Genomic DNA, 24519 nt, shown 5'->3' on the forward strand with positions numbered 1-24519 from the left:
ATTGATCGGTAGGAGTGCTGGGCGTGGATGTGCACGCGATTTTGATGGGTGCACATGCCGGTGGTGAGGAAATGAGTCAGGTCGAGGGGGTCTGTTTGTGTCCGTAGCGGGGCGAGATTCTGGACTGGGTGCACAATCGCGGGGGAGTGGCCAGATTGACTGGGGACTGTTCCTGCTTGTCGTCGTCGCTTCGCAGGGTTACTTCGGGCTGATTCCCGCAGGAGAGCAGTGGCGCAAGAATCTGATTCTGATTGCCGTTGGCGCGATATTGTTGGTATTAATCGTTCGCGAACGGACTCGCCTATTCAACTCTGTGTACTTTCCCCCCCTTGTTCTATTTATGGTTGCTTGGTATCTCCTCGCTAACTTGTTGTCCGAAAGTCCGGGCTACGGGCCTGTTTTTCTGGTGGGCATGATCGCGTATGTCTTTCTCCGTCAAAGCGCCGCAAAGCCGACGCTCCAAACGTTCGCGCTCGCGACTACAGTAGCCCTTGTTCCTTCAATGGTGGGGCTGTTCATTCCACTTGGCATGCCCGTGTTTATGCATGCAGGCAGTTCTGGTGGATACGCTGGCTATTTCCCATGGAATAGTTTTTCTGGAGTATGCGCTGCAGTCGCGATAGTGAGTATCGCCACGCTGCTTTTTGGCGCCGGGTTCATGTGGTGGCATCTGCCGGCCGTTGCACTGGCACTCTTTGCGCTCGTGGTGGCGAAGTCGGCAACTTCGACGCTTGCCTGCGTAGCGGCTCTTGGCTCGCTTCTGATGCTTACCGTGATGCGCCGGGTAGACGCTCGACACAGACTGCTCGTATTCGTCGTTGCAGGAATGGGTGTTTTTGTAGCTGCGCTCGGCCTAACTGGCACTTCGATATTTTCTGTAATTGCAGATGTCACGGGGCGCGATGAGGATTTCAGCCGTAGGACAGATATTTGGCAATATGGCCTGAAGGGGATATCTGAATCCCCATACTGGGGCTATGGGTCGACATACTGGGAATCGCAAAGGGGAAACTCGGCGCAGAATGGATTCTTAGAGTTCGCTCTTTACGCGGGGATCCCGGCGGCGATTGCCTTTATAGGACTCGTTATTGTCTCTGGGTATCGCCTGATCGTAGCGTTAAGTCCACTGCTGCCATTTTGGACTCTCGGAGTAGTTTGGAGCTTGGCAATTTCGCAACTCGCCTATCCATCGGTCTCATCGCTGCCATTGTGGATTGCCATCGCGTCAACTGCTCGGATTGCAGTTGGGCCCGCCCCTTATACTGCAACTACTCGACAGCGTGGTGCCCTGGAGGCGAGACGAAACCAACGCGGGAATGCGGTCCACGCCGTTGTACCATTTCGTAACTGAACCGACCTGGGCCTGGTGGTGGCTGTGATCGCACCAGGAGGATGTGGTTGTGGCTGCGCACAGGAAGTTCGACCGAGAGACCCGTGAGCGGGCAGCACGGATGTATGACCGGCTTGCTGAGACCGAGGACTCGTAGATGGCGGCGCGCCGGCATGTCGGGGGCTGCTCGGGATCAATCAGGCGACGTTGCGGATATTGGATTTAGGACCGCCATTTCTCGACCCGGCCCGCGGTGACCGACAGCGGTACGATGCGGGGGCGGATTTTACGGCGTTGCGCAAGGAGAACGCTGAATTACGCAGGGCCAATGAGATTCTTAAGACAGCGTCGGCGTTTTTCGCTGCGGCGGAGGTCGACCGCCGACTTCGGTGATCGTCGACTACATCGACGCTCACCGCCACCGCTTCGGGATCGACCCGATGTGCGTGGTGCTCACCGAGCGCGACCTAGCTGTTGCGGGTCATGACGTTGTAGACGCCGACACGGGTTGAGGTGTCTAGGGGACGGGTTCTTCGGCGGCAGGATGAGAAATCGCCAAACCCCTCGTCCTGAGAACCGAAGGAACCCGTCCATGACCCACGGTAATGCCCCGTTGTCTGTTGAAGGCCGGCGCCGACTCGTCGCTCGGTGTGCTGATCGTCCGATCGCCCATGTGGCCGCTGAGATGGGAATCTCGCGGGCCTGTGCCAGTAAGTGGGTCAACCGGTTCCGCCAGTTCGGGGAGATCGGCCTGCTCGACCGTTTCCTGTGCTCCACACCACCAGCCCACCGCGACCGCCGCGGAGCTTGTCGTCGAGATCGAGGCGCTACGGCGCACCCGGAAGTGGTCGGCGTCGCGGATCGCCTTCGAGCTTGGCCGCCAGGGCGTGCTGGTCAGTCGGCGGACCGTGAGCAGACATCTGGTGGGCTTGGGCTTGAACCGGCGCCGGTTCATCGACCCCAATGGTGACCTGAATCGAGTGCCGCGACCCATCGTGGCGCGCCGGCCGGGTCACATGGTCCACGTCGACGTGAAGAAAGTCGGCCGCATCCCCGACGGTGGCGGCTGGCGTGTGCACGGCAAGGGCAGCGCCCAGGCTAAGGCGGTCGCCTCGGCCACCACAGCCGGCACCCGGGCCGGGTATGTCTATCTGCACTCCGCGGTCGACGGCTACTCCAGGCTGGCCTACACCGAAGCACTCGACGACGAACGAGCAGTCACGGCAATCGGATTCGTACACCGAGCCCGCGTATGGTTCGCCGCTCACGGCATCAACCACATCCAGCGGATCGTCACCGACAACGGCTCCTGCTACCGAGCCAAGGACTTCGGCCACGTCCTGCACGGCGCCCGGCATCAATTCATCACGCCCTACACCCCACGCCACAACGGCAAGGTCGAGCGCTACAACCGGATCCTGGCCGAAGAGTTCCTCTATGCCCGAATCTGGACCTCAGAAACCCAACGAGCCGACGCACTCAAGGTCTGGAACATCCACTTCAACTACCATCGACCACACTCTGCCGCCGCAGGTCAGCCACCAGCATCACGACTCGCCACCGGCGTCACCAACGTCATGGCCTCATACAACTAACCGGCCGGGGCGCGTCTAGCCTTAGGCGTCGAACGTTACTGTGGGCGCGGAAGTGCTCACTGACCGGCGACCAGCGTTATCCTTCCGAATCGCTATCTGCTTGAGGCTCGCCGATCACCTCCCATTAGGGCGTGGTTGAAAAACGCTTCATGAACTGCGACGCTGTTAGTGAGGAGGTGCCCGCAAATGATCGTACTTGATTCGGCAAGGATGGCTAAGAGAGGCTGGAAAGCCCTTCGCGCGAGAGGATTCCTGGCGAAGCCGAATTCTGATGATGTTAAAATCTGGATGCGTGCAGTGCGCACAGATGGCGTGTGCGTCATACCCGGCTTCTATGACCCGACGACATGCGCGGAGTTACGCCGGGAAATAGAGAATGTAGCCGAGCGGTTTCCAGGTGCTGTACATAACAGGTCAAATGGGGCGGACCGCCGCATCTTCGGTGCGGACTGCGCGGCAGAGGGAATAAGGGCGTTTGCCGATGAGCCTCAGCTTCTGAATGCAGCAAGGACCGTCCTTGGCGGTGACGCTACAAACGCGTTCACGCTTGCTGGAATGATCGCCTATAGGGAGGGCAATCTAGGATCAGGTGATGGCTGGCACCGTGACAGCTTCTTTAATCAGTTCAAGGCAATCGTTTATCTGACTGATGTTACCGCCGAGAACGGCCCGTTCGAGTACATCCTGGGCTCGCATCTCGTTCAGCAGAAGTTCTCAGATCACGCTAAATACGGCATTCCACTGAGTACTTCACGGATCGAGAACGAATCTGTCAGCAGGTTGGCCTCCGCCGAAACTCGCCGCCACCGCGTGCTCACCGCGTCGATGGGAACCCTGGTGCTCGCCGACACCACTGGTATTCACCGCGGCATGCCGCTCGTAGGGGGTGAGCGTTATGCGCTCACCAATTATTACTTCCCCGGCAAGTCGCTCAACTCAAAAACGTTCGACCATTTCAGCCCGGTACTCGGACGACATATACCCGTCTCGGTGTACTGACTGATGCCGCCTTGGTGACAGCGCCACCACGAGGCGGCGAACCTCACGACGCAAATTGGAAATTCCCAATTCTGCTCACCGTAAGTGCGCACCTGTGCTTCGCCGATGAGGGCGGGTCTCCTTCGATGCTGGTGGTCTTTCCCGGGGCTAAGTCATCTGGCTTGGGGCCTTGGGGCTTCGACTTCCAGCTCAATGGGCATGGGCCGCGTCGGGCTCGCCGGCGACAACGCCGCGATGGCGAGTTCACCCTGCTACAGGAGAACGTCCTCGACCGCCGCCGATGAGACGCCCGTGAGTAGCTGCGCATCGCCGTCGTCACTTGGATCGAGCGGCACCGACCACCGGCGTCGCCGCCAAGCCGGCCTCGGCCGGCTGATCCCGACCGAATAGGAAGCAATCATGACCACACCGGCCAGTCAGAGCGCTTGACCGAAACTGTTACCCGATCGTGCAGCAGACCCAGATAATGAGTGTCACGCTGGTCCCTCCTGCCCTGTTGGCGAGGGGCGGGTGAGACGGAGTTGATTCACAACGCGCCGCGACAGCCAGAACATGGCCAGCATGGCAACGACGCTCGATGCGAAGAAAACGAAAGCGACGTTGGTGATCGTAACCTGCCCCAAGGCGGCAAGCGCACCAAGTCCTCCCAGATGCACGACTAATGCGCTTGCCGTCGCCGATGAGATCTGGCCACCGCGTCGTTCGTAAAAAGACGCGAGTGATACGACGTGGTAGATCGATTGTGCGGCTGCCCCACCGAGCAGGGCGGGAAGGAGTCCTATTGCCTGGTTGTATTCGTTCGCGAACAGCGACCTAAAAGACAGTAGTAGGAGCAAGTAATAGACAGCTGTGAAACCTACAACCGCAAGCGCGTACCAGATCTGAATGCGCCAGAATCCGGAGAAGTCGCGATTGAGGAGGCGTCTATATAGAAATGGTTGAAGCTGTTGGGTAATAGCGTTGAAGAACATCGCCTCCGCCATTGCGAGTGTGACTCCAACGCTGTAAACACCTGCGGCGGCGAGACCCAAGTATGCCGATACGAAGAATCTATCGACGCTCGTACGAATCCACTGACTCGCTTGGTGCACAAAGAGTGACAGTCCGAACCTTAGGATCAGGGATGTATTTGACCGATTGGTCGCCTTGTCCGCGGACTCGAATGGCTTTCTGCGTAACTCCAGCACATAGACCGTCTGCACGACACCACCGGCGAGCGCGATAGAGAGCAGGCGATTGGTGACCGTGGGGGAATCCAATTCAAATGCCAGTACGGTCAGCACCACATTGAGTATGGCAAACGCGAACTGCCCTGTGACAGCCCAGGAGTAGGCCTGAGCGCCGCGATAGTAGGAAAGCTCGCACACGTTTAGTGCCTGCACGTAGCTGACGGCAACGATTAATACGCCCGAAACCAGCGGTACCGCCGATGGCAGTTGCCATGACACGGTCACGCTCACAATGAGCAGCGCGATCATGATCCACAGTGACAACCGAAGATTTGCGGCACGCAAACGCCGCGCTGACGTGTATCCGTTCCGGATGTATTCGACGGCAAGAAGACCGGCACCGCCGAGCGAAATAACGTAGGTCAATATCTGGGTGACCGACAGGTAGAGATTTAGAACCCCGAAGTCAGCAGCGCCCATCCGGTTGGCCAAAAAGGGCGTGATGACGAAGCCGGCGGCCTTTCCTGTCACGTCGGCTGCGGCCAAAGAGGCTGCGCCTAGCTTCTTTCGGTTGCGCAGTAGCCGTGACGACCTGCCGCTGACTAACCTGTTTAGGTGCATCTTTAGTCAAAGTGCATCACGCTGGGCGAGGAATCGGGTTTTCGACTACTTTCACGCAAGCTCCGAGTTCGTTCCGGTAGTACCTATACACTTCGTCAACAAACGGAAGCCAAGAATCGTTGATACAATTCCGCGGAATTTCCAGAGCAATGATTTCAACAGATTCTCCCAAGAGCTCAGTTAGCGTCACAAATACCGATGAATAGTAGCCGATGACCGTCCGCGGTCTTTTGCCAAGCACCCGTGGGTAGATCTCGAATGGCACATTCGGCGTAATAACCGTTACTTCGTCACGCAGAGCATCGAGTTTCTCAGTGCGTTCGCGCCGATGCGCCATATAGACGACCTCCTTCCCCGTCGACTCAGAGGCGAAGCGGATAAGCTCAAGTGCAAGTTCCACGTCGCCCTCGTCCACTGCGCCCGCCTCGCGATGAGGAGTACCGATTACGTATACGGAGTCATCGTCGGGCGGTAGGTTGTGCAGTTCGGCCCTAAGGGTCCGGTAATCATTGCGCACGATGGTGTCACCGACACCAACGCGGTCCTCGAGTGCATACGTCGTGAAGAATGTCAGAGCGTCAGGCGGAGCGATGCCGCGAACTCCGAAAATCAAGAACAAGAGGCCTCTGAAAATCTCACGCCATCGCCGGCGCGACCACCTCAGGGACCTCCGCCGGTCGATTCGGAGCATGGCTGTCCCGTCGTCAACCACTACAATACTCGTAGCCGGCACCTTGAGACGGTGCAGCGCCGCCCAGCAAAAGGCCGAGCGGTACTCGCCAATTATGAATTGGTATGGCCGGTCGGTTAGGTTCGCCTTCAAAATGGCCACTCCGGATGCGTGATCTCGGCGGGCCCCTCGCGGTCTCCTTGCTCGGAGCCTCCACTCGTGAAAGATAATCTTCCGTGGGCTAACCAGTGAGAGCGTCGCCTCGATCTGAGCGCGGCTAGCGGGTGCGAGCATAGACAGGCCTGCCACCACTACAATGTCAACCTCGCGGGAAAATCGCTCACTATACTCAACGAGATTCAGCGCTTGCAGCGGCGATCCAACAAGCGCGATCAATTTCGGAGGGTCCGCTGCATCCAGCATGTGCCATTCTCCTGTGGATCACCTATTGACAAAACCAGCCGTGCTAGCTACCTGTTCCAGTGTGACTGCTGGTCAACATCAGCAATTAAGACGCATGCGGACCAGACAAGAACGTTTACCCCATGCGCCGCGGCTCAGGGACTTGCCCGCCACGCATAACTTTTTCCAAATTCCTGGTACTTCGTGCTAACGGGCAGGCCCATGACAACCAGCATCACGGTAGCAGGTGCTTGTCGAAACTGGGATCGACCCAGTTTTGTGGGCACAGGGTCTGTTGGCTCTGCCGTCCGAGCAATCGTGAACCCGTCCTGGATGGATACCTCGGTTAGGCCATCGACGTTACCGTGAGTCCTGGGCGTGGACGTCACAAGGGGAGGACGGAATCGGGTGGCTGACGTTCCTGCGGCCCGCTGACAGCGCGCGGCTGTCCGGGGTGAAGTTGATTGCCCTCCCACGGGCACACCGGGTTCGTTGCCGCGATGGTTGCGACGCTGCCCGGTGCTGCTGCCGAACGCACTATTGGTCACTACACGACCAACTTAATGGCCGTCACCCCGAAGGCGTCCTGGCCGTGGGTGAAGACCCTGCTAGACTCAGTTGCTGACCAACCTGACGCTGAATCGGTTGCTGCACAGTATGATCGGAACGCCGACGCGCTCGCCGCCAAGCGTCCCGGGCCCGCGGAGCACGTAGAGTCGGCTAGGCCGCATCTGCTGGCATTCACCACGTTCACCAAATCTGGCGGCAAAATTTGGTCCAACACCCCCAGGTACGCATGAAAGAACCCCAGGTACGCACGAAGAAGGAGTTCCGCCGAGGCACCGACGTCGTCGGCATCTTCCCGGCCGCAACGCCCCTTATCCGCCTCGCCGGCGCCGTGCTGGCCGAATATCACGACGAATGGCCGATCCGGTCGGGGCCAACCACGCCGCGCGATCTCCACCCACCGAAAAAGCATTAGACCAGCTTGGTCGCCACGAACAACTTCTCCCCGCGGATCAGCCCATATCGGGCAACCTCGGGTTCTTCGGCGGTGAACTCCGCCAGAGCGAAACCGGCGTTAGTGATTCGGTCGCGAACATCGCGACCGAACATCCGCAAGTGATTGAACTGCCCAAAGTACTTCGTGCGATCGGCCCGGGATGTGTGGGCGGGGTTCTCGTAAGTGTGCTCCCACCCTTCCACGATGGGGAACATCAGCAACGCTCGGCCACCCGGCGTGAGTATGCGATAGATTTCATCTAATGCTCGCACATCGTCGACGTGCTCAAGGACATGTGAACACACAACAACATCGACTGACTCGTCGGGCAGTTCGATGCTCTCGATATTCAACACCGTGTCGGCCCGACCAGGGGTTAAGTCGGCTGAGTGATACTCACTCGAATGACTCTTGCACAAGCTGGCGACGGAAGGTTCGGGGGCAAAGTGCAGAATCCTCGCCCCACTAACGATGCTCGAATTGTTGTCGATCCACAGACCCATGAGACGGTGGCGCTCCTTCGAGTCACATTTGCCGCAGGCAGCCCCTCGGCGAGGCGGGTCGCCGAACGGCCAGAACCTCCCTGAAAAGCCGCAAAGATTGCATTCATGCTTGTCAGCTCGTGAAAGATTGACCATGCCACGAAATAGATGCCGCAGATTCAGTATTGACGGCGGGACGGCCCTGCGGACTTGCGACTTCCACGTCGTTTTTTTCATTGTCCTCCCCATCGTCGATACTGTACCGGTAATACCCAGTGGTGCATGAGGTTCAACCACTTTGAGGCGCACACGAGTCCCGCTGAGTCATACCTCGAACGCTCTGGAAATGCTGATGAAAATGGGCTCATGCTGCGATCCGCCGACGGCTGGATATGAGGAGTGTTGGGGCGGGTTGACCTTACATCCTGGGCTGCGGGCATCAGGCGACCGGCCTGTACTATGCGGTGTCCGGTCGGGCCTTCGGCAGTGCTCGGGTATCACGGTGGTGGTGGGCTGTGCCCGATTGTGCTGTGTCACAGTGCAAGCAGGCCGGCTATCGACCGGGGCCAGCGGCGCGGTAGGTGGAGAAGTGGCCGTCGTTGGGTCGGGCCAGCCGAGCGGGAACGTTGACGATTTTCGCGTAGTAGCGCCCCGCGGGCGCGGCGACGATCGGCGATGTCGGACGGGTCCGATGGCCCCTAGCGGCGCACCACTTACCCGAATGTGACAGCGAGCCGCTCACCAGGGTGAGCGGGTTCTGGCCCCACCGCCAAGATTCGGGTGGATCGGCAAGCTCCGAGGATTTGTGGCGTGTTCCCCGTGATTGAGACAGCTTGATCTGTACCCGTGTTGTTGGTCCACGGTTGTGCGAGTCGAGGGCAGAGTGATCATCAGGAGGTCACATGCCCCGTCAGTATTCCTCGTCGGTGCGCCGGCAAATTGTTGCGCGGCTGCGATCGGGTGAAGCAGTGGCAGCCGTGGCGATCGAGACCGGTATCTGCGAAGCGACTCTCTTCCGCTGGAAGCGTCAGGCCCTCATCGACGCCGGCGCCATCGAGGGTGTTCCTAGTGTGGAGGTTGACGAACTGGCAGCCGCCCACAAACGGATCGCTCAACTCGAGGCCGAGCTTGCCTTGACTCGCGACGCGTGCGAGCTGTTCAACGATGAGGCGGTGGTGCCCCCAAAACGCCGACGCGCGATCGCTGAGGGGCTGATCGCGCGAGGATATTCAGCCCGATCCGCTTGCCGGATCACGGGATTAGCCTGATCGTTGCTGCAGTACCATCGGCGCAGGCCCATCCAGGACCGGCAGGTGCGGCGGTTGATCGTCGCTGACACGATCACCGCGATTTACCAGCGTTCGCGCGGTACCTATGGGCGCAAGCGGATCCGCGCTGCGCTGTGGGCTGACTACGACATGAACGTCAACCACAAACTCGTTCACTCCATCATGTCCGAGCAGGGTTTGAACGGGTTGCCGCGTCCGAGGCGCCGAAAACCCAACCTGATCGGCGTCGGCACCCCCGTTGATCTGGTGAATCGGCGGTTCACCGCCACCCGGCCCAACGAACTGTGGTGCACGGATATCACTGAACACCCCGCGCGGGATGGCAAGGTGTACTGCTGCGCGATCCTGGACTGCTTCTCCCGGATGATCGTGGCCCGCACCTTTTCCACCGTCGCAGATACCGCATTGGTCAACAATGCGGTCAACATGGCTGTCAACGGCAGAAACCGCAGTGGCCCAACGGTTCTGCATGCTGACGACGGTACTCAGTTCACGTCCTGGAGCTTCGGGGAGAACATGCGACGATGGGGCCTGCTCAGTTCGTTCGGCACCGTAGGCGACTGCTTCGACAACGCCGCCATGGAGTCATTCTGGGCACGGATGCAGGTCGAACTACTGAACACTCGCAGGTGGTCCACCACGATCGAGCTGGCTGCCGCCATGGCTGATTACATCGACAACTTCTACAACGTCGAACGGCGCCACAGCTACCTCGGTAACATCAGCCCGACAGAGTTCGAAACGCTCTGGACATCCACCTATTCGATCCCTCAACTCGCATAACCACGGCTCGAAACGGCGGGGATAGATCAGCTGGATTTAGAGTCCTGTGGCCCTATATCGGGCTGGAAGGGACGATGGAACACATGGCTGATCGGAAGCGGAATTCCGCGAAGGACATTGTGCGCAAGTTTCGCCGGGCGGATGAGTTGGCTGCCGAGGGCAAGACCGGCGAGCAGATCGCGGCTGAGCTGCAGGTCTCGGCGGCGACGCTGTACAACTCGCGGCGCACCTACGGCGGCATGGACACCGAGGCTGCCAAAGAGCTCAAGGAGCTACGCGAGCAGAACGCTCGCCTCAACAAGCGGCTGCTGGCCGACGCCTAGCTGGAAAAAGATGCGCTGCGCCCCGGCGAGGGCGTGTCTCATTGCCGATGCACCCAACGTGGTGTGGGCCATCGATTTCCAGTTCGACTCCACCATCGACGGCAAGGCCATCAAGGTCGCCTCGATGATCGACGAACACACCCGCGAATCGCTGCTGAACCTCGGGTCTGCTGAGTTCGGCGTCGATGATCGGCTGGGCCAGCCAGCGGTAGTAGGGCTGGCGGGCGAGCTTGAGTACCCGGCACGTCAGCGCCACGGGGATCCCGTCGGCGGGGAGCTCAGTTACGAGCGGGCAGATCCTTTCCCGGCAGATCGGCCTGCGACAAGTAGGCGGCAGCCCGGCGCAGGACTTCGTTCTCTTGCTCCAACAACCGATTACGGCGACGTAGCTCCTGCACCTCCGCAGAATCGTTGGTGCTCTTGCCGGGCTTGGTGCCCTCGTCGATGTCGGCTTGGCGCATTCACTTGGTCAGCGTCATCGGGTGCACCCCGAAAAATCGGTGGCGATCTGCTCGATCGTCACACCATCGTTGCGGTTGCGGGCCACGCGGACGACATCGTCGCGGGCTTCACGGGGGGGCAGGGCCTGGGCACAAGGACATCCTTTCAACTAACCCGTCACGGGCAAGCCAACTCAGATGTCACCTATTCGTGCAAGAGACCCCTGGCCCACCGGGGAAAGTGACTTATAGACTGAGAAGGCGATCAGAAAGAATCGTGAACGGCTGAGTACGCACCTTCAATGGTGACATTCGGTCCCGGCACTTTACCTCCCCCGGTAGAACAACACCTCTCGAAATGTACGAAAGATAATTGTAAGATCAAGCCACAGCGACCAGTTCTCGATGTAGAAATTATCGTACCGGGCGCGGTCGGCGATGGATGTATCTCCCCTCAGGCCGCTGACTTGGGCGAAACCAGTCAACCCGACCTGCACCCGGTGACGGTGAGCATATCTGTCGAACTGAGTAGAGAACTGCTCCACAAAATGAGGCCGTTCAGGTCTTGGCCCGACTACTGTCATGTCTCCGCGAAGGATGTTCCACAGCTGCGGAAGCTCGTCGATAGAGGTGCGTCGCAGGAACCGTCCTACGGGACCGACGCGGTTGTCTGTAGCGACACTCCACTGTGTCTGCGACTCCTGTTCGTTGGCTGGCCGCATCGACCGAAACTTCAACAACTCGAAGTGCTTACCGTCGCGGCCTACCCTGATCTGTCGAAAGATGATGCCAGGTCCACCCTCCATGAGCACTGCCAGCGCCGCTACCGCCAGCACAGGTGACAAGACGATCAACGCAGTCGCAGCGACCGCGATGTCGAACGCGCGCTTTATGAGCCGCGCCGGCCCCCTCAGGTTTGGATTCCGGATCCGCATAATCGGGATCGAGCCAATGTGGTCCGCCATCCCGGTCAGTGTGTGGAAGTGGTGCATCCGAGGAACAACAAGCAATTCTGTGTGCTGGCATGCCCGAGTGCGCACAGCATCCATCAATTTGTGTTCCTCGAAGCTGCCGTCAGCTATTAGCAGGATCTCTGCGCCGCTTTCCGCAGCCACTACGTCCAAGTCAGCGAGGCTGCCCAGGCGTGGGAGGTAATCCTCTGCTTGGCAGGAAACATTGTCATCGACAAATCCGTCCAACGTGATTCCGTATTCGCGATGTTCGGCGAGAATTCTCGCCAGCTCTGCTGCCAACGGACCGCCGCCAATCAGAATAGTGCGGTGTTGTGCAATCCCTCTTTTGCGAGCGATGGCTAGAACCCGTGTTGTGATGACCCGGCCAACGATGACCAGCGCGACGGCTTGGCAGGCCGTTTCAAGAAACACCAGCACCGCGGCCTTCTGGTGAAGCCAGAGGATTATTGTCGACACGGCGGCCACGGCTGTGAGGAGCCGGGTGATGAGATACGGCAGCTCATCTAAGACGCTGAGATGTAGGCGTGCGACGTATCGGCCACCCCCTGTCAGGAGAAGCGTCGCGAGTACTGCCATCGTGAAGAGGGACGTGGGCTGCGGGGGCCGCCACAGAAGCGGCGCCATCATCAACGCAAAGTCGACAACAGGCACGACCATCCACGCCCGGACTCGACTCAGCGACCGCAGGCGCGTGCGGTGTGCCTGTCCAGTCGCAGGGCGACTGACATCCTTGATGACCCTTAGGGATGGCGGACTGGCGAGGTTCGAAACGGCGATGTTGACGTCGGAAACGCCGTTCACGGACTTCCACGTAGGCGTAGATGTAGTCGGCTCGATGACGTCGGTCATGACCTGCTACCCGGCGATGGATGGGTTGAATTCGCAGTGCCTTCAGACCGCAAGTGCATCAAGTCCACGGCATGGGCTTTTCCCCCACCCCAGCCATACCCGCGCATGCACGCGTCTCCCCCTACCGAGACCACAGAACCCCCCTGCTAATATCCCGCCCGTGCCACCCAGCGGCGGCGCTACCGATTAGAACTGGCCACGTGCTCGCGTTATAACCTCGACCCACCAGAGAGCTAAAACGCACGTTCTCCGCTCTTGCGACCGGTGACCAAAATGGTAGTGCTAAAGACCGCTAATGACCAGCCGATTCGTCCGGTTCTCGCAGATTTAACGCACGCAAGGCTGGAGAATGCAGCTACCATCACCATAATCCCTGGTGGTAAGCGTCCCCGCTTCTCCGCGATGCGCAGCTGCTGGAGGTACGTTGCCCGATGGAGCGACGGTCAGATGCTCGCGACTGTGGCCCGACCTTCATGCGGCGGTCATGTAGGTGTGCCGCCGGTTTCACCCGGCCAGCGTCGGGGCGCCCAAGGGCGATGTGGCCACCTCCGTCCGGCCCAGCGCAGGTACGCGGCACCAGTAGCGCGCGCGCCCGTGGTTTTAAAGGCTTCTGGCTAAATTCGGCCGCAAACTTCTAGACACCCGGCGTGAGCTTGCTCGAGTCTCATCCACGCGGTCGTGCAGGGCACTCTCCCGTGGTGGTCTCGGGGGGTTGCCTCAAGCGAACGCCCGCTGCTGGTATCACGACCACCACGGCCACGTGGTCTGCCCGGCTCGAGATACCTAGGTCGATAACTCGAGATACCTAGGTCGATAAGTTGTCAATCCGCTGCTGGCATGCGGTGCCCAAGCCTTGTTTTGCCCAAGCCTTGTTTTCCTCGTAGAGCGAGTGGTGGCCTAGGCAGCCGTCGAGGATGCCCGACGAAGGGGATGTCGAGGGGGTAGGACTTAGGACTTGTGGTGGGTGTCGCTGTTGCTGCGATGCTAATCGTAGAACACGGCCTCCGATTCGGGGCAGTGTGCAAAGGCCCTTTAGTTAGCGCGTCCTAGAGCCGTTTGCTGCAGACGTGGCGGGCCAGTACGGCATGTTTCGGCCCGAGGCGATGGTCAATGGTGAGGTTCCGGCGTAGTTCTTGCGACACTTGGCAGTGCTGCACCGGTTCGGTCGTCACCGAACTCGCCGAGCACCAGGGCGTCGAGCACTGCACCGAGTCCTGGCCGGGAGCGGTAGATGTCGGCATCGGGGTGATCCTCAAAATGGGTGGCCAAGGCTGCTTCGAGTTCGGCGACCTGAGCGTTGAGCGCTGCGATGACATGGATTGCAGCGGTCGTGGTCGCTCTTGAAGGCAGCAGCCACCGCATGGGTGTGGTGAAGTGCTCGTGACATATGATCGCGTAGATCTCGATTGGTGCGTATCTCGATATTGCGGTTTCGGCTAGCAGCTTTGAGTGCTGAGCCGATCTTGCCCAGACTCAACCGGGTGCCTTGTTTCGGCGTGGGTGCGCGACCCAACATGACCAACGCGTCACCGTCGGGGGCTCGAAGGCCTCCGGGGCGGCGGGTAGTGCTCTCAGAGTCCGCTGCGCAACGTGTTGGCAGGCTGGGTCAGTGCGAAGATCAGGCGCTGATGGATCCGCGCCAGCACCTTGATCGCCTCGGCGTCCGGGGTGTCCCCCGATCCGATCGTGGTTGTACCGATCGGTACGACAGCCTGGCGTCCCCGGCGTCAGGCTTCGGACCGGAACCGACAATGGCGGTCGCGTTTAACGGACGGCGGCCATCGGATTGATCGCCCACACCTGGTAACGATGCCGACAACGCAGACACCCATAGGCCGCGATCGGTTTCGCTACCCAATCATCGCCTGATCCGGTTCGCCGGCGTGACGGGCGATCAGTTCGTGCAAGTACCGAATGCCGGATGAGTTCTCGGGTAGTCGCCGGGTTGCCAATCGATGGCCGGCTTAATCCATCAGATGCAGACACCAGGCGGCGGACTAATGGACTAGTGAGTGCAGTGGCACAACCCATCGGCGCAGCAAGCGACCTCACCGAACCGGCCGGGGCACGATCTAGCCCAAGAAATCAATCGTTCATTTCCGTCCCAGTGTCCACTGGCCAGCGCAGCGGCTCGAAAATCAGCGTCGACCGACCGCAAGCTTCAGAGCGGCAACGCCACGCCGATCGACTCCCATTAGTCTCCTCGGTACGTTGATCGCGATCGAGGCACGTCCTTGCGCACGCGGATGCTGGATGCTGGTCAGCAAGGTGTCCGGGCAGTGGGGCGTGGTCGCCTGCGGTTTCAAGGAATGAGGAGGTCGCTCTGCACATCCTATTTGTATGTACGGGAAACATCTGTCGGTCTCCGACGGCGGAGCGACTCGCCGCCGCGCACGGCGCTGACCATGGTGCCTCTGACTTCGGCGTCTCCAGCGCGGGAACACGCGCAGTAGTAGGGCATCCGATTCACTCCGATGCAGCACTGGTCCTGGAGAGCCTGGGGGGTGATGTTTCCGATTTCTCTGCGAGACAGCTAACGCCGAAAATTTTGGCAGGTGCCGACCTTGTGCTCACGATGACGAGGGCACACCGCGACGCTGTTCTGGAACGCGCCCCACAGAAGCTTCACAAGACCTACACATTGTGCGAAGCTGCCCGACTCGCATCCGAGTGCGGCGCAAAGACGATTGCCGACCTACCCGCGCTGCGCTCGCTGTTGCCTGCAGACAAGTCGCTGGACATCCTCGACCCGATTGGACGAGACAAGGAAGTCTTTTCCATGGTCGGTTCTCGGATTGCCGATCTCTTGCCGCCGGTACTCGAGCTCGCCTGGCGGTCGTCCGCTCCCGCAGGCGGTTAGATCTGGCCGCTGCCGTGGCACACAGAGTGGTCGCAGTCGGGAAGCGGCGGCGCCGTCCGCACGTCGACCAGTCGGGCCTCGAACCAGGCGCAGAATGTCGCCATCCGAGCGGCTCGCCGATATCCGCGCGATCCTTGTTCCTTCATTGCGGGTGGGCGACAGAGCGCAACTCTCAACCGCTATGCAACGGAAGGGTTTCCGCACATTCCTTGGGGGTTGGGGTTGAGAGCGACCGGCGGTCGAAGGGGATAACAAGTGCGGCCTTCAGTCGAAATTGCCGCTAGTCGAAAACGGTTTGCTGGGAACGCGATTCTATTGGAAATGAGCGTCAGCGGCCGAACAGTCGCGTGACCAACCGATCGAGCGTTGCCCGCAGGCCGCTGCCTCCTGGCATGTAACGCGGGCATTCGCATGTCGAACAGTCCGTGCCGGCTCGGTAATGCTCATGAGCCGAACGGTCGTGGCCGCACCGACATTGAGCCTCCATCGGATAGAAGATACGCCGCCGGTGGGGTTTGCCCTGGGGGTTCGGGCGCGAGTGTGAAGCCAGGGTTGTGCTCAGGCGGCAAATCACAACCAGGAACGCTATTTCGCGGTTCTGGATAGAGTGCTCGCGTGGGATATCCGGAGAATGTGCTGGCCAAAGACGAACACGTGGTCCTGCACCGCCATCCGCACTGGGGCCGACTGACCCTGCCGGCGCTACTGCTGATCATCGCGACGGCCGCCGCCGCGTTCATCGCCGGCTACGTCAACACGCTGAACTGGGAGTCCAACGCCAAGAACACGGTGTTCCTGGTGATCGCGGCGATCTGGCTGCTGCTGGTCGGCTGGCTGACCGTCTGGCCGTTCCTGAACTGGTGGACCACCCACTTCGTGCTCACCGACCGCCGGGTGATGTTCCGCCACGGCCTGATCACCCGTCAGGGCATCGACATCCCGCTGGCCCGGATCAACAGCGTGGAGTTCCGCCACGGGCTCATCGACCGCATCTTCCGCACCGGCACGCTGATCATCGAGTCCGCGGCGCAGGGACCCCTCGAGTTCCACGACATCCCACGAGTGGAACGCGTGCACTCACTGCTGTATCACGAGGTCTTCGACACCCTCGGGACCGAGGAATCGCCGACCTGACGCCCGCGCTGATGCATTAGCTTCAGATGCATGCGCACCACGCTATCCATCGACGACGATGTGCTGCTCGCAGTCGAGGAACTCGCCCGCCGGGAGAGCGCACCGTCGGTGATGTGCTGTCCGCGCTGGCGCGGCAGGCGTAGACTCAGCAGCAGAATGCGGGGCCGCGGACCTCCGTCGAAAGCGTCCACGGCTTTGAGCCCTTCGAGCACCGCGGGCCTGCCGTGTCCAACGCACTCGTCGACCGATTGCGCGACGAAGCGATCTGACCCGCGCCCTGCTGGACAGCGACCACGTCGACCATCAGCGTGTCCAGCAATGGATAGCTGCCGAGATCCACACCGGTTGGGCGTCGTGCGCCATCACTCAGAACGGCTTCGTTCGCATCGTCAGCCAGCCTCGATACCCAAGCCCCGTGCCACCCGCGCAAGCGATCAGCACGTTGGCGCGCGCCGCAGCGACTGAGCATCACGAGTACTGGCCGTGTTCGATCAGCCTCTTCGACGACGAGCTCATCGATCACACGCGGCTGCACGGACATCGCCAGGTGACCGACGCATATCTGCTAGCCCTCGCGACCTCCAACGGCGGACGGTTCGTGACTCTCGACCAGTCGATCTCCGTGGGCGCTGTCCGCCACGCCGACCCGGAACACTTGGTCGTGATCTGAGCTTCTCAGGAGGTCTTCGACACCCTGGGGTCCGAGGAATCGCCGACCTGACGCCGCGAGCGTCTGCGTGACTGCCGCATCGGGGTCACATTGTCGCTGCCGAGGCTGCTTTCGGGCATCGGATGGCGCAGTTCGTACTCGTCTTCGAGGGCCTCGGCGAATCCGCCGCCGGTGAGCGTGGACTCCAGAGCCTTGTCCGGGTTGCGCGCGAACTCGTCGGGGAAGACAAAGCGGCGGAACGCCCAGAACCGGAACGCCATCTGCAGCAGGTTGCCCACGATGTAGGCCGAGACGAAGTCGGCGATGTTCTCGACGGCCAGCGTCACCATCGGCACCCGCAGCATCAGCACGTAGCTGGACACCCACAGCGGCGCCATGCTCAGCAGCACGCCCACCCCGCTGACGCCGAAGAACAGCAGTGCTTCGTGGTGGCGCTCGCGGCCGCCGCGGTCGCGGAAGCTCCATTCCCGGTTCAGGATGTAGGACGCGATGACCGCGACGATGCCCGCGATGATCTTGGCGGTCACCGGCTTGGGCTCGAGGATCGTCAGCTTGAGCGTGAAGAAGATCGTCAGGTCGATGACAAAAGTGGTGGCGCCCACGATGGCGAATTTGATCAGCTCGTGGTGCTGCTCAGCATATGGACGCAGCGGCCCCGGAAGGCGCTTGATCGTCGCATCGGCAAAAGACACAAGGTCAAAGTCTACGGAATCGGCCTTGGAACTTCCTCATCGCCGGCTTTGCCGCAGGTCAATCCCGCCTTCACCGGCATGACACGATAGGCGTCGTGTCGCGAAGATCAGCCTCACCGCCCGTCGTCGCCATGATCGGCGGCGGACAACTCGCCCGAATGACCCACCAGGCGGCAATTGCGCTGGGCCAGACGCTGCGCGTGCTGGCCACCAGCAGCGACGAAGCCGCCGCCCAGGTGAGCCCAGACGTCGTCCTCGGGTCGCACACCGACCTGGACGCGCTGCGCCGCGCAGCCCAAGGTGTGACAGTCCTCACGTTCGACCACGAGCACGTGCCGACCGAGCATCTGGAGCGGCTCATCGCCGAGGGCGTGAACGTCGCCCCGCCCCCGTCAGCGCTGATCCACGCCCAGGACAAGCTGGTGATGCGTCGCCGCCTGGAGGCCCTCGGCGCCCCGGTGCCGCGCTACGCCGCCGTGGCGTCGGTGGACGACGTCGAGGCCTTCGCACGTGAGGTCGGCGGTCCGGTGGTGATCAAGACCGTGCGCGGTGGATACGACGGTCGCGGGGTGGTGATGGCGTCCTCGGTGGACGAAGCCCGCGACGTGGTGGCGCGCTACCTCGACGACGGGGTCGCGGTGATGGTCGAGGAACGGGTCGCGATGCGCCGTGAACTAGCGGCGCTGGTCGCGCGCTCACCGTTCGGGCAGGGCGCGGCGTGGCCGGTGGTGGAGACCGTGCAGCGCGACGGGATCTGCGTGACGGTGCTGGCGCCCGCGCCCGGACTGTCCGAGACACTCGGGTCCGCCGCGTCGGAGCTGGCGCTGCGACTGGCCAGCGAGCTGGGGGTGGTCGGCGTGCTGGCGGTCGAGCTGTTCGAGACCGTCTCTGGTGAGTTGATGGTCAACGAGCTGGCGATGCGCCCGCACAACTCCGGGCACTGGACCATGGACGGCGCCCGCACCTCGCAGTTCGAGCAGCATCTGCGCGCGGTGCTGGACTACCCGCTGGGCGACACGTCGCCGACGGCGCCGTTCACGGTGATGGGCAATGTCCTGGGTGCGGCCGAGACGCCGGTCATGTCGATGGACGAGCGTGTGCACCACCTGTTCGCCCGGATGCCCGACGCCAAGGTGCACCTCTACGGCAAGCAGGAGCGGCCGGGACGCAAGATCGGGCACGTCAACCTCGCCGGCACCGACGCCGAGGTGCTGCGGGAGCGTGCCGAGCGGGCGGCACACTGGTTGTCGCACGCACAGTGGACCGACGGATGGGATCCTCACGCATGAGCGCTCGGGTAGGCCTGATCATGGGCAGCGACAGCGACTGGCCGGTGATGTCCGACGCCGCCGAGGCACTCGCGGAGTTCGACGTGCCGTTCGAGGTCGGCGTCGTCTCCGCGCACCGCACGCCGGGGCGGATGTTGTCCTATGCGCAGGGGGCGGCCGAGCGCGGCCTCGAGGTGATCATCGCCGGGGCCGGTGGGGCGGCGCACCTGCCGGGGATGGTCGCCTCGGCCACGCCCTTGCCGGTCATCGGGGTGCCGGTGCCGCTGGCCCGGTTGGACGGGATGGACTCGCTGCTGTCGATCGTGCAGATGCCGGCCGGGGTGCCGGTGGCCACGGTGTCGATCGGCGGCGCCCGCAACGCCGGGCTGCTGGCGGTGCGGATCCTGGGCTCGTCGGACGCCGCGCTGCGGGAGCGGATGGCGTCTTTCCAGGCCGGGCTGGAGAAAATGGTGCTGGAGAAGGACGAAGCGCTGCGTCAGCGACTGCTGGGGGAGTAGCCCTCCTGCGTCGAGACTGCACTCACGGCGGGAAAGGGCGAGAGAGCGTCGCCGCCAGTGCAATGTCAACGCCGACAGCGCCCTCCACCGCCCTCATGACGTGCTGGCTGCATCTCCCCAGCTCGCCAAATCACCCCACTCGTCGGGTTCGTCAACGGGATGCAAGTCGTAGGCGGCGTAGCTTTCGTCCACCTCAGCGCAGTTACGGCGCGACAAGAGCCTTACGAGGCCTTGAGGACGAGCACGCGCTCGTCGGCGTTCACCGGCACGGACACCGGGTAGTGGCCGGTGTCGACGGCGTGCGTTCCGACATCGATCAAAGCTGATGCGCGTGACCAGCGGGTTTTGCCGTCCCACCCGCAATCGCACCGAGCGGTGTAGCGGAACGTGCTCCCATCGATGTAGGCCTGCATGTCTTGAAAAGTACCCATGGACAATGAGAACCAACCACGACGATGCTGAACCTTTACTGAGAGAACCCGACTTCGCGTAGCGCCGTCAGCACGGTAAAGTTACCGGCGAGTAGCAAGGAGATGATCATGGCTAGTTGGGCCGGAGATCCGTCGTTCGACCTGTTCCAGTTGCCCGAGGAACATCAGGAGCTGCGGACAGCGATCCGCGCGCTGTCGGAGAAGGAGATCGCACCGCACGCCGCGGACTGCGACGAGAACTCGCGCTTTCCGCAGGAAGCTCTGGATGCGCTCGTCGCCTCCGGCTTCAACGCAGTGCACGTGCCCGAGGAGTTCGGCGGCCAGGGTGCCGACTCGGTGGCCGCCTGCATCGTCATCGAAGAGGTGGCCCGCGTCGACGCGTCCGCCTCGCTGATCCCGGCGGTCAACAAGCTCGGCACCATGGGGCTGATCCTGCGTGGTTCCGACGAGCTGAAGAAGCAGGTGTTGCCCTCGATCGCCAACGGTGAGGCGATGGCCTCCTACGCGCTGTCTGAGCGCGAGGCCGGCAGCGACGCCGGGGCAATGCGCACCCGCGCGAAGGCCGACGGCGACGACTGGATCCTCAACGGCACCAAGTGCTGGATCACCAACGGCGGCAAGTCCAGCTGGTACACCGTGATGGCGGTGTCCGACCCGGACAAGGGCGCCAACGGCATCTCGGCGTTCATGGTGCACGTCGACGACGAGGGCTTCACGATCGGGCCGAAGGAACGCAAGCTGGGCATCAAGGGCTCGCCGACCACCGAGCTGTACTTCGAGAACTGCCGGATCCCGGGCGACCGGATCATCGGCGAGCCCGGCACCGGGTTCAAGACCGCGCTGGCCACCCTCGACCACACCCGCCCGACCATCGGCGCGCAAGCCGTCGGTATCGCCCAGGGCGCGCTGGACGCGGCGATCGAATACACCAAGGACCGCAAGCAGTTCGGCAAGAGCATCTCCGAGTTCCAGGCGGTGCAGTTCATGCTCGCCGACATGGCGATGAAGGTGGAGTCGGCGCGGCTGATGGTGTACTCCGCGGCCGCACGCGCCGAGCGGGGCGAGGGCAACCTCGGCTTCATCTCGGCGGCGTCGAAGTGCCTGGCCTCCGACGTCGCGATGGAGGTGACCACCGACGCCGTGCAGTTGTTCGGCGGGGCCGGCTACACCGTCGACTTCCCGGTCGAGCGGATGATGCGCGATGCCAAGATCACCCAGATCTACGAGGGCACCAACCAGATTCAGCGTGTGGTGATGAGCCGCGCCCTGCTGAAGTAACCCCGCCGCGAAATATCATTCCGGGCTGTGGTTGAGGGCTGATCCACGACCATGGCTTCACACTCGCGGCGTGGAATTCGTGTGCCCGCGCGGAGGGAGTCGCTTGTAGGCTTTCCGCATGGAGTCTGGGGATCTCGAGCCGCGGGTCGCGGCTCTGGAGAATCAGGTACGGGATCTGACTGGGCGCGTGCGTGCCAGCGAGCACGATGCCGCCGCTGCCCGGGTGCTGGCCGGCGCCGCCGATCGCGACGTCGGCGAGATCCGCGGTGAGCTGCGCGACTTCCGGCAGGCCACCACGGCGAGTTTCAACGCCATGCGACAGGACTTCGTCGACCTGCGCGAGCATGTTGACCAAGGGTTCGAGCAGGTCGATCGAGCGTTCGCTGAGATGCGCGGAAGGTTCGACGCCGCGGCGGCCGGTCAGCAGCAGATGGTCGAACTTTTGCAGCCGGTCCTCAACGATCGCGAAAAGTAACCCGCGAGATAGCACTCCGGGCTGTGGTTGAGGGCCGATCCACGACTGTGGCTTCACACTCGCGGCGACCAGCTACGCCGGCCGCAGATGCGTGATGTCGCCTGCCGACACCGTCACCGTCGTCCCCGCGTCGTCGATCAGCAGTCGGCCGCCGTCGTCGATACCTGTTGCGGTGCCGACGATCTCAGCGTCGCCGGGCAGAATCGCCCGGACCCGCGTGCCGATGGTGGTGCTCACCTCGCGGTAGTCGGCCGCCAGCGTGCTGTCGGAGGTGCGCCACCGCGCCAGGCCGTCGCTCAGCGCGGCCAGCAGCAGAGCAGTCAGCATCGTGCGGTCGACGTCGTGGCCGAGCATGCTCAGCGACACCGCGTTCGGATCCGGCAGCTCGTCTTCGGTCAGGCTGACATTGAGGCCCAGGCCGACGACGATCACCGGCGCGGCCACCTCGGCCAGAATACCGGCCAGCTTCCCGGTCCCGACCAGAACATCGTTGGGCCACTTGAGTCCTGCGTCGATGCCGAGGTCACGGACCGTGTGTGCAACGGCCAGGCCGGTGAGCAGCGGTAGCCACCCCCACGCGTCGGGTGCCACGCCGCTGGTGTCGACGCCCAGCGACATCGAGATCTGCGAGCGCGCCGGCGCCGACCAGCTGCGGCCGTGACGTCCCCGTCCCGCGCTCTGGTGCTCGGCCAGCAACACCGCACCCGCGATGTCCTCGCCGGCCGCCCGCGCGATCAGATCGGCGTTCGTCGACCCCGTTTCGGAGACCACGTCGACCCGCCGGAACTCGGTGGCAGGGAGCACGGCACGAAGGGCGTCGACGTCGAGCGGGGAGCGATCCACGGCGTTGAGGGTAGTGCGTCGTAATTGGGGCTCGGTCACGCGTCCTTGAGCCACTCCAGAACCGCTGCCTCTTCGCGCACCACGCGCTGCAACGCAGTGGCTACTGTGGCCTTGTGTTCGCGTCGAGCGATGTACTCGTCGATCGCCGAGAGCGCGACCGCTTGTATGGAGCGGCCCTCCGCGGCGGCCTGCCGACGCAACGCGTCAGCCCGCTGCTCGTCCAGCGTCACCCTCATGCCGCGATGATGCGGACGCTCTACCGCAGCGTCGCGGGCTCCAGCGACTCCAGCAGCTGGGCGAACTCGGCGTGCTCGGCGGTCACCCGGTTCAGCGCGCCGAAACCAGTGACGAACGCCATCATCGCCGCGAGCGCCCACAAGTTGCCCAGCGCCCACTCCCACGCGGTCGCCGTCGGCGCCGACACGAGCCAGTAGACGGCGAAGACGACGAGCGCGTATCCGCAGAAGATGCTGAAGCGGCCGTCGGCGCTGGCCCGCCAACCAGGATGGCGACGGTTACGCAGATGCCACACGGACAGGGCGACGACGAGCACGATCGCGGTGATGGTCGACTCCATGGTCGCGCCTCCTCACGGACGGCCCCCCAGCGTGTGATCTTTGCCAAAACTTAATCGTCGTGACACAGAACATTGTGAACCTACATGCTGTGGGCAGTCTGTGACAACGAAAACAATCTGGTCACGGCGACGTGCGCGTCAATTTCTCCGTCTGACGTCGGCGGTCCAGCAAATCGGGGTCCGGATTCGCCACCTGCACCAGCGACGCGCCGACCACGTACACCGCAAGCAGATGCTCGACGATGTCGTCGGCCGTCTCCCACGCCGCCGTCGACATGATCCGGTCCTCAGCAGTCAGCCCCTGAGCCGCGGCCGAAGCCCGCGCCGCAGCCAGCACGTCATCGACCGAGCGGCCGTCCAGCGCCGGCCCCGGCACCCGCTCGGGGACGATCTGATCGCCGTGCACCCGCACCGACGTCGCATAGTCCGTCACCCCGACGGGAAGATCGGGCACCGGCTTGCCGAACGGGTCCAGCGACAGCACCGCGATCTCGCCCATGCCCACGGCGGCGTCGGCCTCCGCCAGCCGGTCCGCCGTGCACAGCGCGATGTCGGCCTCCGGGTTCTCCGACCCGGCCGGTACCACCTCACACCCGATCCACCACACCCCGAACAGCACCGCCGCGGTCTGCCAGTGCGCGGGCAACAGCACCGCGACCCGGCTACCCGGCGTCGCCCCCATCTCGTCGCGCAGCAGGTTGGCGGTCTTGGCCGCCCAGTTGGCCAGCGTCGCGGTGGACAACTCGATGCGTTCGCCGGTGGCGTCGTCGTAGTAGGTGATGCGCGGACCGGCCGGGTTGGTGGCCATCAGCGGGTCGAGGACGGCTGAACTGACGGTGCTCAC

At 62.4% G+C, this 24519-nt stretch carries 22 protein-coding genes, 7 pseudogenes and 1 other annotated feature; of the genes and pseudogenes, 16 read left to right on the top strand and 13 right to left on the bottom strand.

What is annotated here, in order from left to right:
• Positions 1-97 precede the first annotated feature (97 nt).
• The 4 genes and pseudogenes from G6N53_RS11865 (at position 98) to G6N53_RS11875 (ending at position 3924) form a co-directional block, all read left to right on the top strand.
• The gene (locus G6N53_RS11865; protein WP_163888642.1) at positions 98-1351 is read left to right on the top strand and encodes an O-antigen ligase family protein; all 1254 of its coding nucleotides are present in this window, start codon (positions 98-100) and stop codon (positions 1349-1351) included.
• Positions 1352-1618: 267 nt separating this feature from the next.
• Positions 1619-1809, top strand: a pseudogene (locus G6N53_RS30600) (IS3 family transposase); the annotation flags it as partial.
• Positions 1681-1795 (top strand) — a sequence feature (AL1L pseudoknot). It overlaps the preceding pseudogene by 115 nt.
• Before the next feature lie 113 nt (positions 1810-1922).
• Positions 1923-2925, top strand: a pseudogene (locus G6N53_RS11870) (IS481 family transposase).
• A gap of 186 nt (positions 2926-3111) precedes the next feature.
• Entirely contained in the window at positions 3112-3924 is an 813-nt protein-coding gene (locus tag G6N53_RS11875; protein WP_163888643.1) for a phytanoyl-CoA dioxygenase family protein, read from the top strand.
• Positions 3925-4397: 473 nt separating this feature from the next.
• Here the strand turns inward: G6N53_RS11875 and G6N53_RS11880 are convergent, their stop codons facing one another.
• Positions 4398-5639, bottom strand: coding sequence for a lipopolysaccharide biosynthesis protein (locus G6N53_RS11880; RefSeq protein WP_163888644.1), 1242 nt, complete (start codon positions 5637-5639; stop codon positions 4398-4400).
• 91 nt (positions 5640-5730) lie between these two features.
• Positions 5731-6807 (bottom strand): polysialyltransferase family glycosyltransferase, encoded by a 1077-nt coding sequence (locus G6N53_RS11885; protein ID WP_163888645.1) that lies wholly within the window; start codon positions 6805-6807, stop codon positions 5731-5733.
• Positions 6808-7155: 348 nt separating this feature from the next.
• Between G6N53_RS11885 and G6N53_RS30205 the strand changes: the two are divergent.
• Positions 7156-7711 (top strand): annotated as a pseudogene (locus tag G6N53_RS30205) (transposase); the annotation flags it as partial.
• Positions 7712-7764: 53 nt separating this feature from the next.
• Here G6N53_RS30205 and G6N53_RS11900 read toward each other — a convergent pair.
• Entirely contained in the window at positions 7765-8292 is a 528-nt protein-coding gene (locus tag G6N53_RS11900; RefSeq protein ID WP_163888648.1) for a class I SAM-dependent methyltransferase, read from the bottom strand.
• A gap of 881 nt (positions 8293-9173) precedes the next feature.
• Between G6N53_RS11900 and G6N53_RS11910 the strand changes: the two genes are divergently transcribed.
• The 3 genes from G6N53_RS11910 (at position 9174) to G6N53_RS30605 (ending at position 10666) form a co-directional block, all read left to right on the top strand.
• Positions 9174-9539 carry a transposase gene (locus G6N53_RS11910; protein WP_237166497.1) on the top strand — a complete coding sequence of 122 codons (366 nt, stop codon included), beginning with the start codon at positions 9174-9176 and terminating at the stop codon, positions 9537-9539.
• Between the two features lie 3 nt (positions 9540-9542).
• The gene (locus G6N53_RS11915) at positions 9543-10343 is read left to right on the top strand and encodes an IS3 family transposase (RefSeq protein ID WP_205390362.1); all 801 of its coding nucleotides are present in this window, start codon (positions 9543-9545) and stop codon (positions 10341-10343) included.
• Between the two features lie 83 nt (positions 10344-10426).
• Entirely contained in the window at positions 10427-10666 is a 240-nt protein-coding gene (locus G6N53_RS30605) for a transposase (RefSeq protein WP_371870817.1), read from the top strand.
• 175 nt (positions 10667-10841) lie between these two features.
• On the opposite strand, the pseudogene G6N53_RS30610 reads toward G6N53_RS30605, so the two are convergent.
• The 3 genes and pseudogenes from G6N53_RS30610 to G6N53_RS11935 form a co-directional block, all read right to left on the bottom strand.
• A pseudogene (locus G6N53_RS30610) lies at positions 10842-11109 on the bottom strand (IS3 family transposase); the annotation flags it as partial.
• Positions 11110-11432: 323 nt separating this feature from the next.
• Positions 11433-12929 carry a sugar transferase gene (locus tag G6N53_RS11930; RefSeq protein ID WP_237166499.1) on the bottom strand — a complete coding sequence of 499 codons (1497 nt, stop codon included), beginning with the start codon at positions 12927-12929 and terminating at the stop codon, positions 11433-11435.
• An 805-nt stretch (positions 12930-13734) separates the two neighbouring features.
• Positions 13735-14902, bottom strand: a pseudogene (locus G6N53_RS11935) (IS110 family transposase).
• A gap of 350 nt (positions 14903-15252) precedes the next feature.
• Between G6N53_RS11935 and G6N53_RS11940 the strand changes: the two are divergent.
• The 4 genes and pseudogenes from G6N53_RS11940 (at position 15253) to G6N53_RS11950 (ending at position 17593) form a co-directional block, all read left to right on the top strand.
• A complete protein-coding gene (locus G6N53_RS11940; RefSeq protein ID WP_163895786.1) occupies positions 15253-15789 on the top strand; it encodes an arsenate reductase/protein-tyrosine-phosphatase family protein in 537 nt (178 codons plus the stop codon).
• A 615-nt stretch (positions 15790-16404) separates the two neighbouring features.
• Positions 16405-16923 (top strand): PH domain-containing protein, encoded by a 519-nt coding sequence (locus G6N53_RS11945; protein ID WP_163888652.1) that lies wholly within the window; start codon positions 16405-16407, stop codon positions 16921-16923.
• Between the two features lie 30 nt (positions 16924-16953).
• Positions 16954-17192, top strand: a pseudogene (locus tag G6N53_RS30535) (CopG family transcriptional regulator).
• Positions 17193-17203: 11 nt separating this feature from the next.
• Entirely contained in the window at positions 17204-17593 is a 390-nt protein-coding gene (locus G6N53_RS11950) for a TA system VapC family ribonuclease toxin (protein ID WP_264063466.1), read from the top strand.
• Positions 17594-17598: 5 nt separating this feature from the next.
• Here the strand turns inward: G6N53_RS11950 and G6N53_RS11955 are convergent, their stop codons facing one another.
• A complete protein-coding gene (locus G6N53_RS11955) occupies positions 17599-18285 on the bottom strand; it encodes a GtrA family protein (RefSeq protein WP_163888653.1) in 687 nt (228 codons plus the stop codon).
• A gap of 131 nt (positions 18286-18416) precedes the next feature.
• Here G6N53_RS11955 and G6N53_RS11960 point away from each other — a divergent pair, with 131 nt between their 5' ends.
• Positions 18417-19574, top strand: coding sequence for a 5-(carboxyamino)imidazole ribonucleotide synthase (locus G6N53_RS11960; RefSeq protein WP_237166733.1), 1158 nt, complete (start codon positions 18417-18419; stop codon positions 19572-19574).
• Entirely contained in the window at positions 19571-20071 is a 501-nt protein-coding gene (gene purE / locus G6N53_RS11965) for a 5-(carboxyamino)imidazole ribonucleotide mutase (RefSeq protein WP_163888655.1), read from the top strand. The genes G6N53_RS11960 and purE overlap by 4 nt, the downstream gene beginning before the upstream one ends.
• A gap of 93 nt (positions 20072-20164) precedes the next feature.
• Here the strand turns inward: purE and G6N53_RS11970 are convergent.
• Together G6N53_RS11970 and G6N53_RS11975 are read right to left on the bottom strand one after the other, a co-directional pair.
• A pseudogene (locus G6N53_RS11970) lies at positions 20165-20305 on the bottom strand (type II toxin-antitoxin system antitoxin MazE5); the annotation flags it as partial.
• Complete coding sequence (locus tag G6N53_RS11975) at positions 20293-20484, bottom strand: hypothetical protein (protein ID WP_163895790.1); 192 nt, start codon at positions 20482-20484, stop codon at positions 20293-20295. The pseudogene G6N53_RS11970 and the gene G6N53_RS11975, both read right to left, overlap by 13 nt.
• A gap of 126 nt (positions 20485-20610) precedes the next feature.
• Between G6N53_RS11975 and G6N53_RS11980 the strand changes: the two genes are divergently transcribed.
• Positions 20611-21780, top strand: a complete 1170-nt coding sequence (locus G6N53_RS11980) for an acyl-CoA dehydrogenase (RefSeq protein ID WP_163888656.1) — start codon at positions 20611-20613, stop codon at positions 21778-21780.
• Positions 21781-21898: 118 nt separating this feature from the next.
• A complete protein-coding gene (locus G6N53_RS11985; protein WP_163888657.1) occupies positions 21899-22255 on the top strand; it encodes a hypothetical protein in 357 nt (118 codons plus the stop codon).
• 72 nt (positions 22256-22327) lie between these two features.
• On the opposite strand, the gene G6N53_RS11990 is transcribed toward G6N53_RS11985, so the two are convergent.
• From G6N53_RS11990 to G6N53_RS12005, 4 genes are all read right to left on the bottom strand, one after another.
• Positions 22328-23098, bottom strand: a complete 771-nt coding sequence (locus tag G6N53_RS11990; protein ID WP_163888658.1) for a biotin--[acetyl-CoA-carboxylase] ligase — start codon at positions 23096-23098, stop codon at positions 22328-22330.
• Between the two features lie 35 nt (positions 23099-23133).
• Positions 23134-23334, bottom strand: coding sequence for a CopG family transcriptional regulator (locus tag G6N53_RS11995; RefSeq protein ID WP_163886474.1), 201 nt, complete (start codon positions 23332-23334; stop codon positions 23134-23136).
• Positions 23335-23354: 20 nt separating this feature from the next.
• Positions 23355-23675 carry a hypothetical protein gene (locus G6N53_RS12000; protein ID WP_163888659.1) on the bottom strand — a complete coding sequence of 107 codons (321 nt, stop codon included), beginning with the start codon at positions 23673-23675 and terminating at the stop codon, positions 23355-23357.
• Between the two features lie 121 nt (positions 23676-23796).
• On the bottom strand, positions 23797-24519 hold the full coding sequence (locus G6N53_RS12005) for a TIGR03089 family protein (protein WP_205390363.1): 723 nt from the start codon (positions 24517-24519) through the stop codon (positions 23797-23799).

Origin of the sequence: Mycolicibacterium hippocampi (genome assembly GCF_010723735.1) — a bacterium.
GTDB lineage: Bacteria > Actinomycetota > Actinomycetes > Mycobacteriales > Mycobacteriaceae > Mycobacterium > Mycobacterium hippocampi.

Coding starts and splice junctions, on each gene's coding strand:
- G6N53_RS12000 (WP_163888659.1), bottom strand. CDS start 23,675: ATGGAGTCGACCATCACCGCGATCGTGCTCGTCGTCGCCCTGTCCGTG.
- G6N53_RS11910 (WP_237166497.1), top strand. CDS start 9,174: ATGCCCCGTCAGTATTCCTCGTCGGTGCGCCGGCAAATTGTTGCGCGG.
- G6N53_RS11885 (WP_163888645.1), bottom strand. CDS start 6,807: ATGCTGGATGCAGCGGACCCTCCGAAATTGATCGCGCTTGTTGGATCG.
- G6N53_RS11900 (WP_163888648.1), bottom strand. CDS start 8,292: ATGGGTCTGTGGATCGACAACAATTCGAGCATCGTTAGTGGGGCGAGG.
- G6N53_RS11930 (WP_237166499.1), bottom strand. CDS start 12,929: ATGACCGACGTCATCGAGCCGACTACATCTACGCCTACGTGGAAGTCC.
- G6N53_RS11960 (WP_237166733.1), top strand. CDS start 18,417: ATGATCGGCGGCGGACAACTCGCCCGAATGACCCACCAGGCGGCAATT.
- G6N53_RS11985 (WP_163888657.1), top strand. CDS start 21,899: ATGGAGTCTGGGGATCTCGAGCCGCGGGTCGCGGCTCTGGAGAATCAG.
- G6N53_RS11995 (WP_163886474.1), bottom strand. CDS start 23,334: ATGAGGGTGACGCTGGACGAGCAGCGGGCTGACGCGTTGCGTCGGCAG.
- G6N53_RS11875 (WP_163888643.1), top strand. CDS start 3,112: ATGATCGTACTTGATTCGGCAAGGATGGCTAAGAGAGGCTGGAAAGCC.
- G6N53_RS11975 (WP_163895790.1), bottom strand. CDS start 20,484: ATGCAGGCCTACATCGATGGGAGCACGTTCCGCTACACCGCTCGGTGC.
- G6N53_RS11980 (WP_163888656.1), top strand. CDS start 20,611: ATGGCTAGTTGGGCCGGAGATCCGTCGTTCGACCTGTTCCAGTTGCCC.
- purE (WP_163888655.1), top strand. CDS start 19,571: ATGAGCGCTCGGGTAGGCCTGATCATGGGCAGCGACAGCGACTGGCCG.
- G6N53_RS30605 (WP_371870817.1), top strand. CDS start 10,427: ATGGCTGATCGGAAGCGGAATTCCGCGAAGGACATTGTGCGCAAGTTT.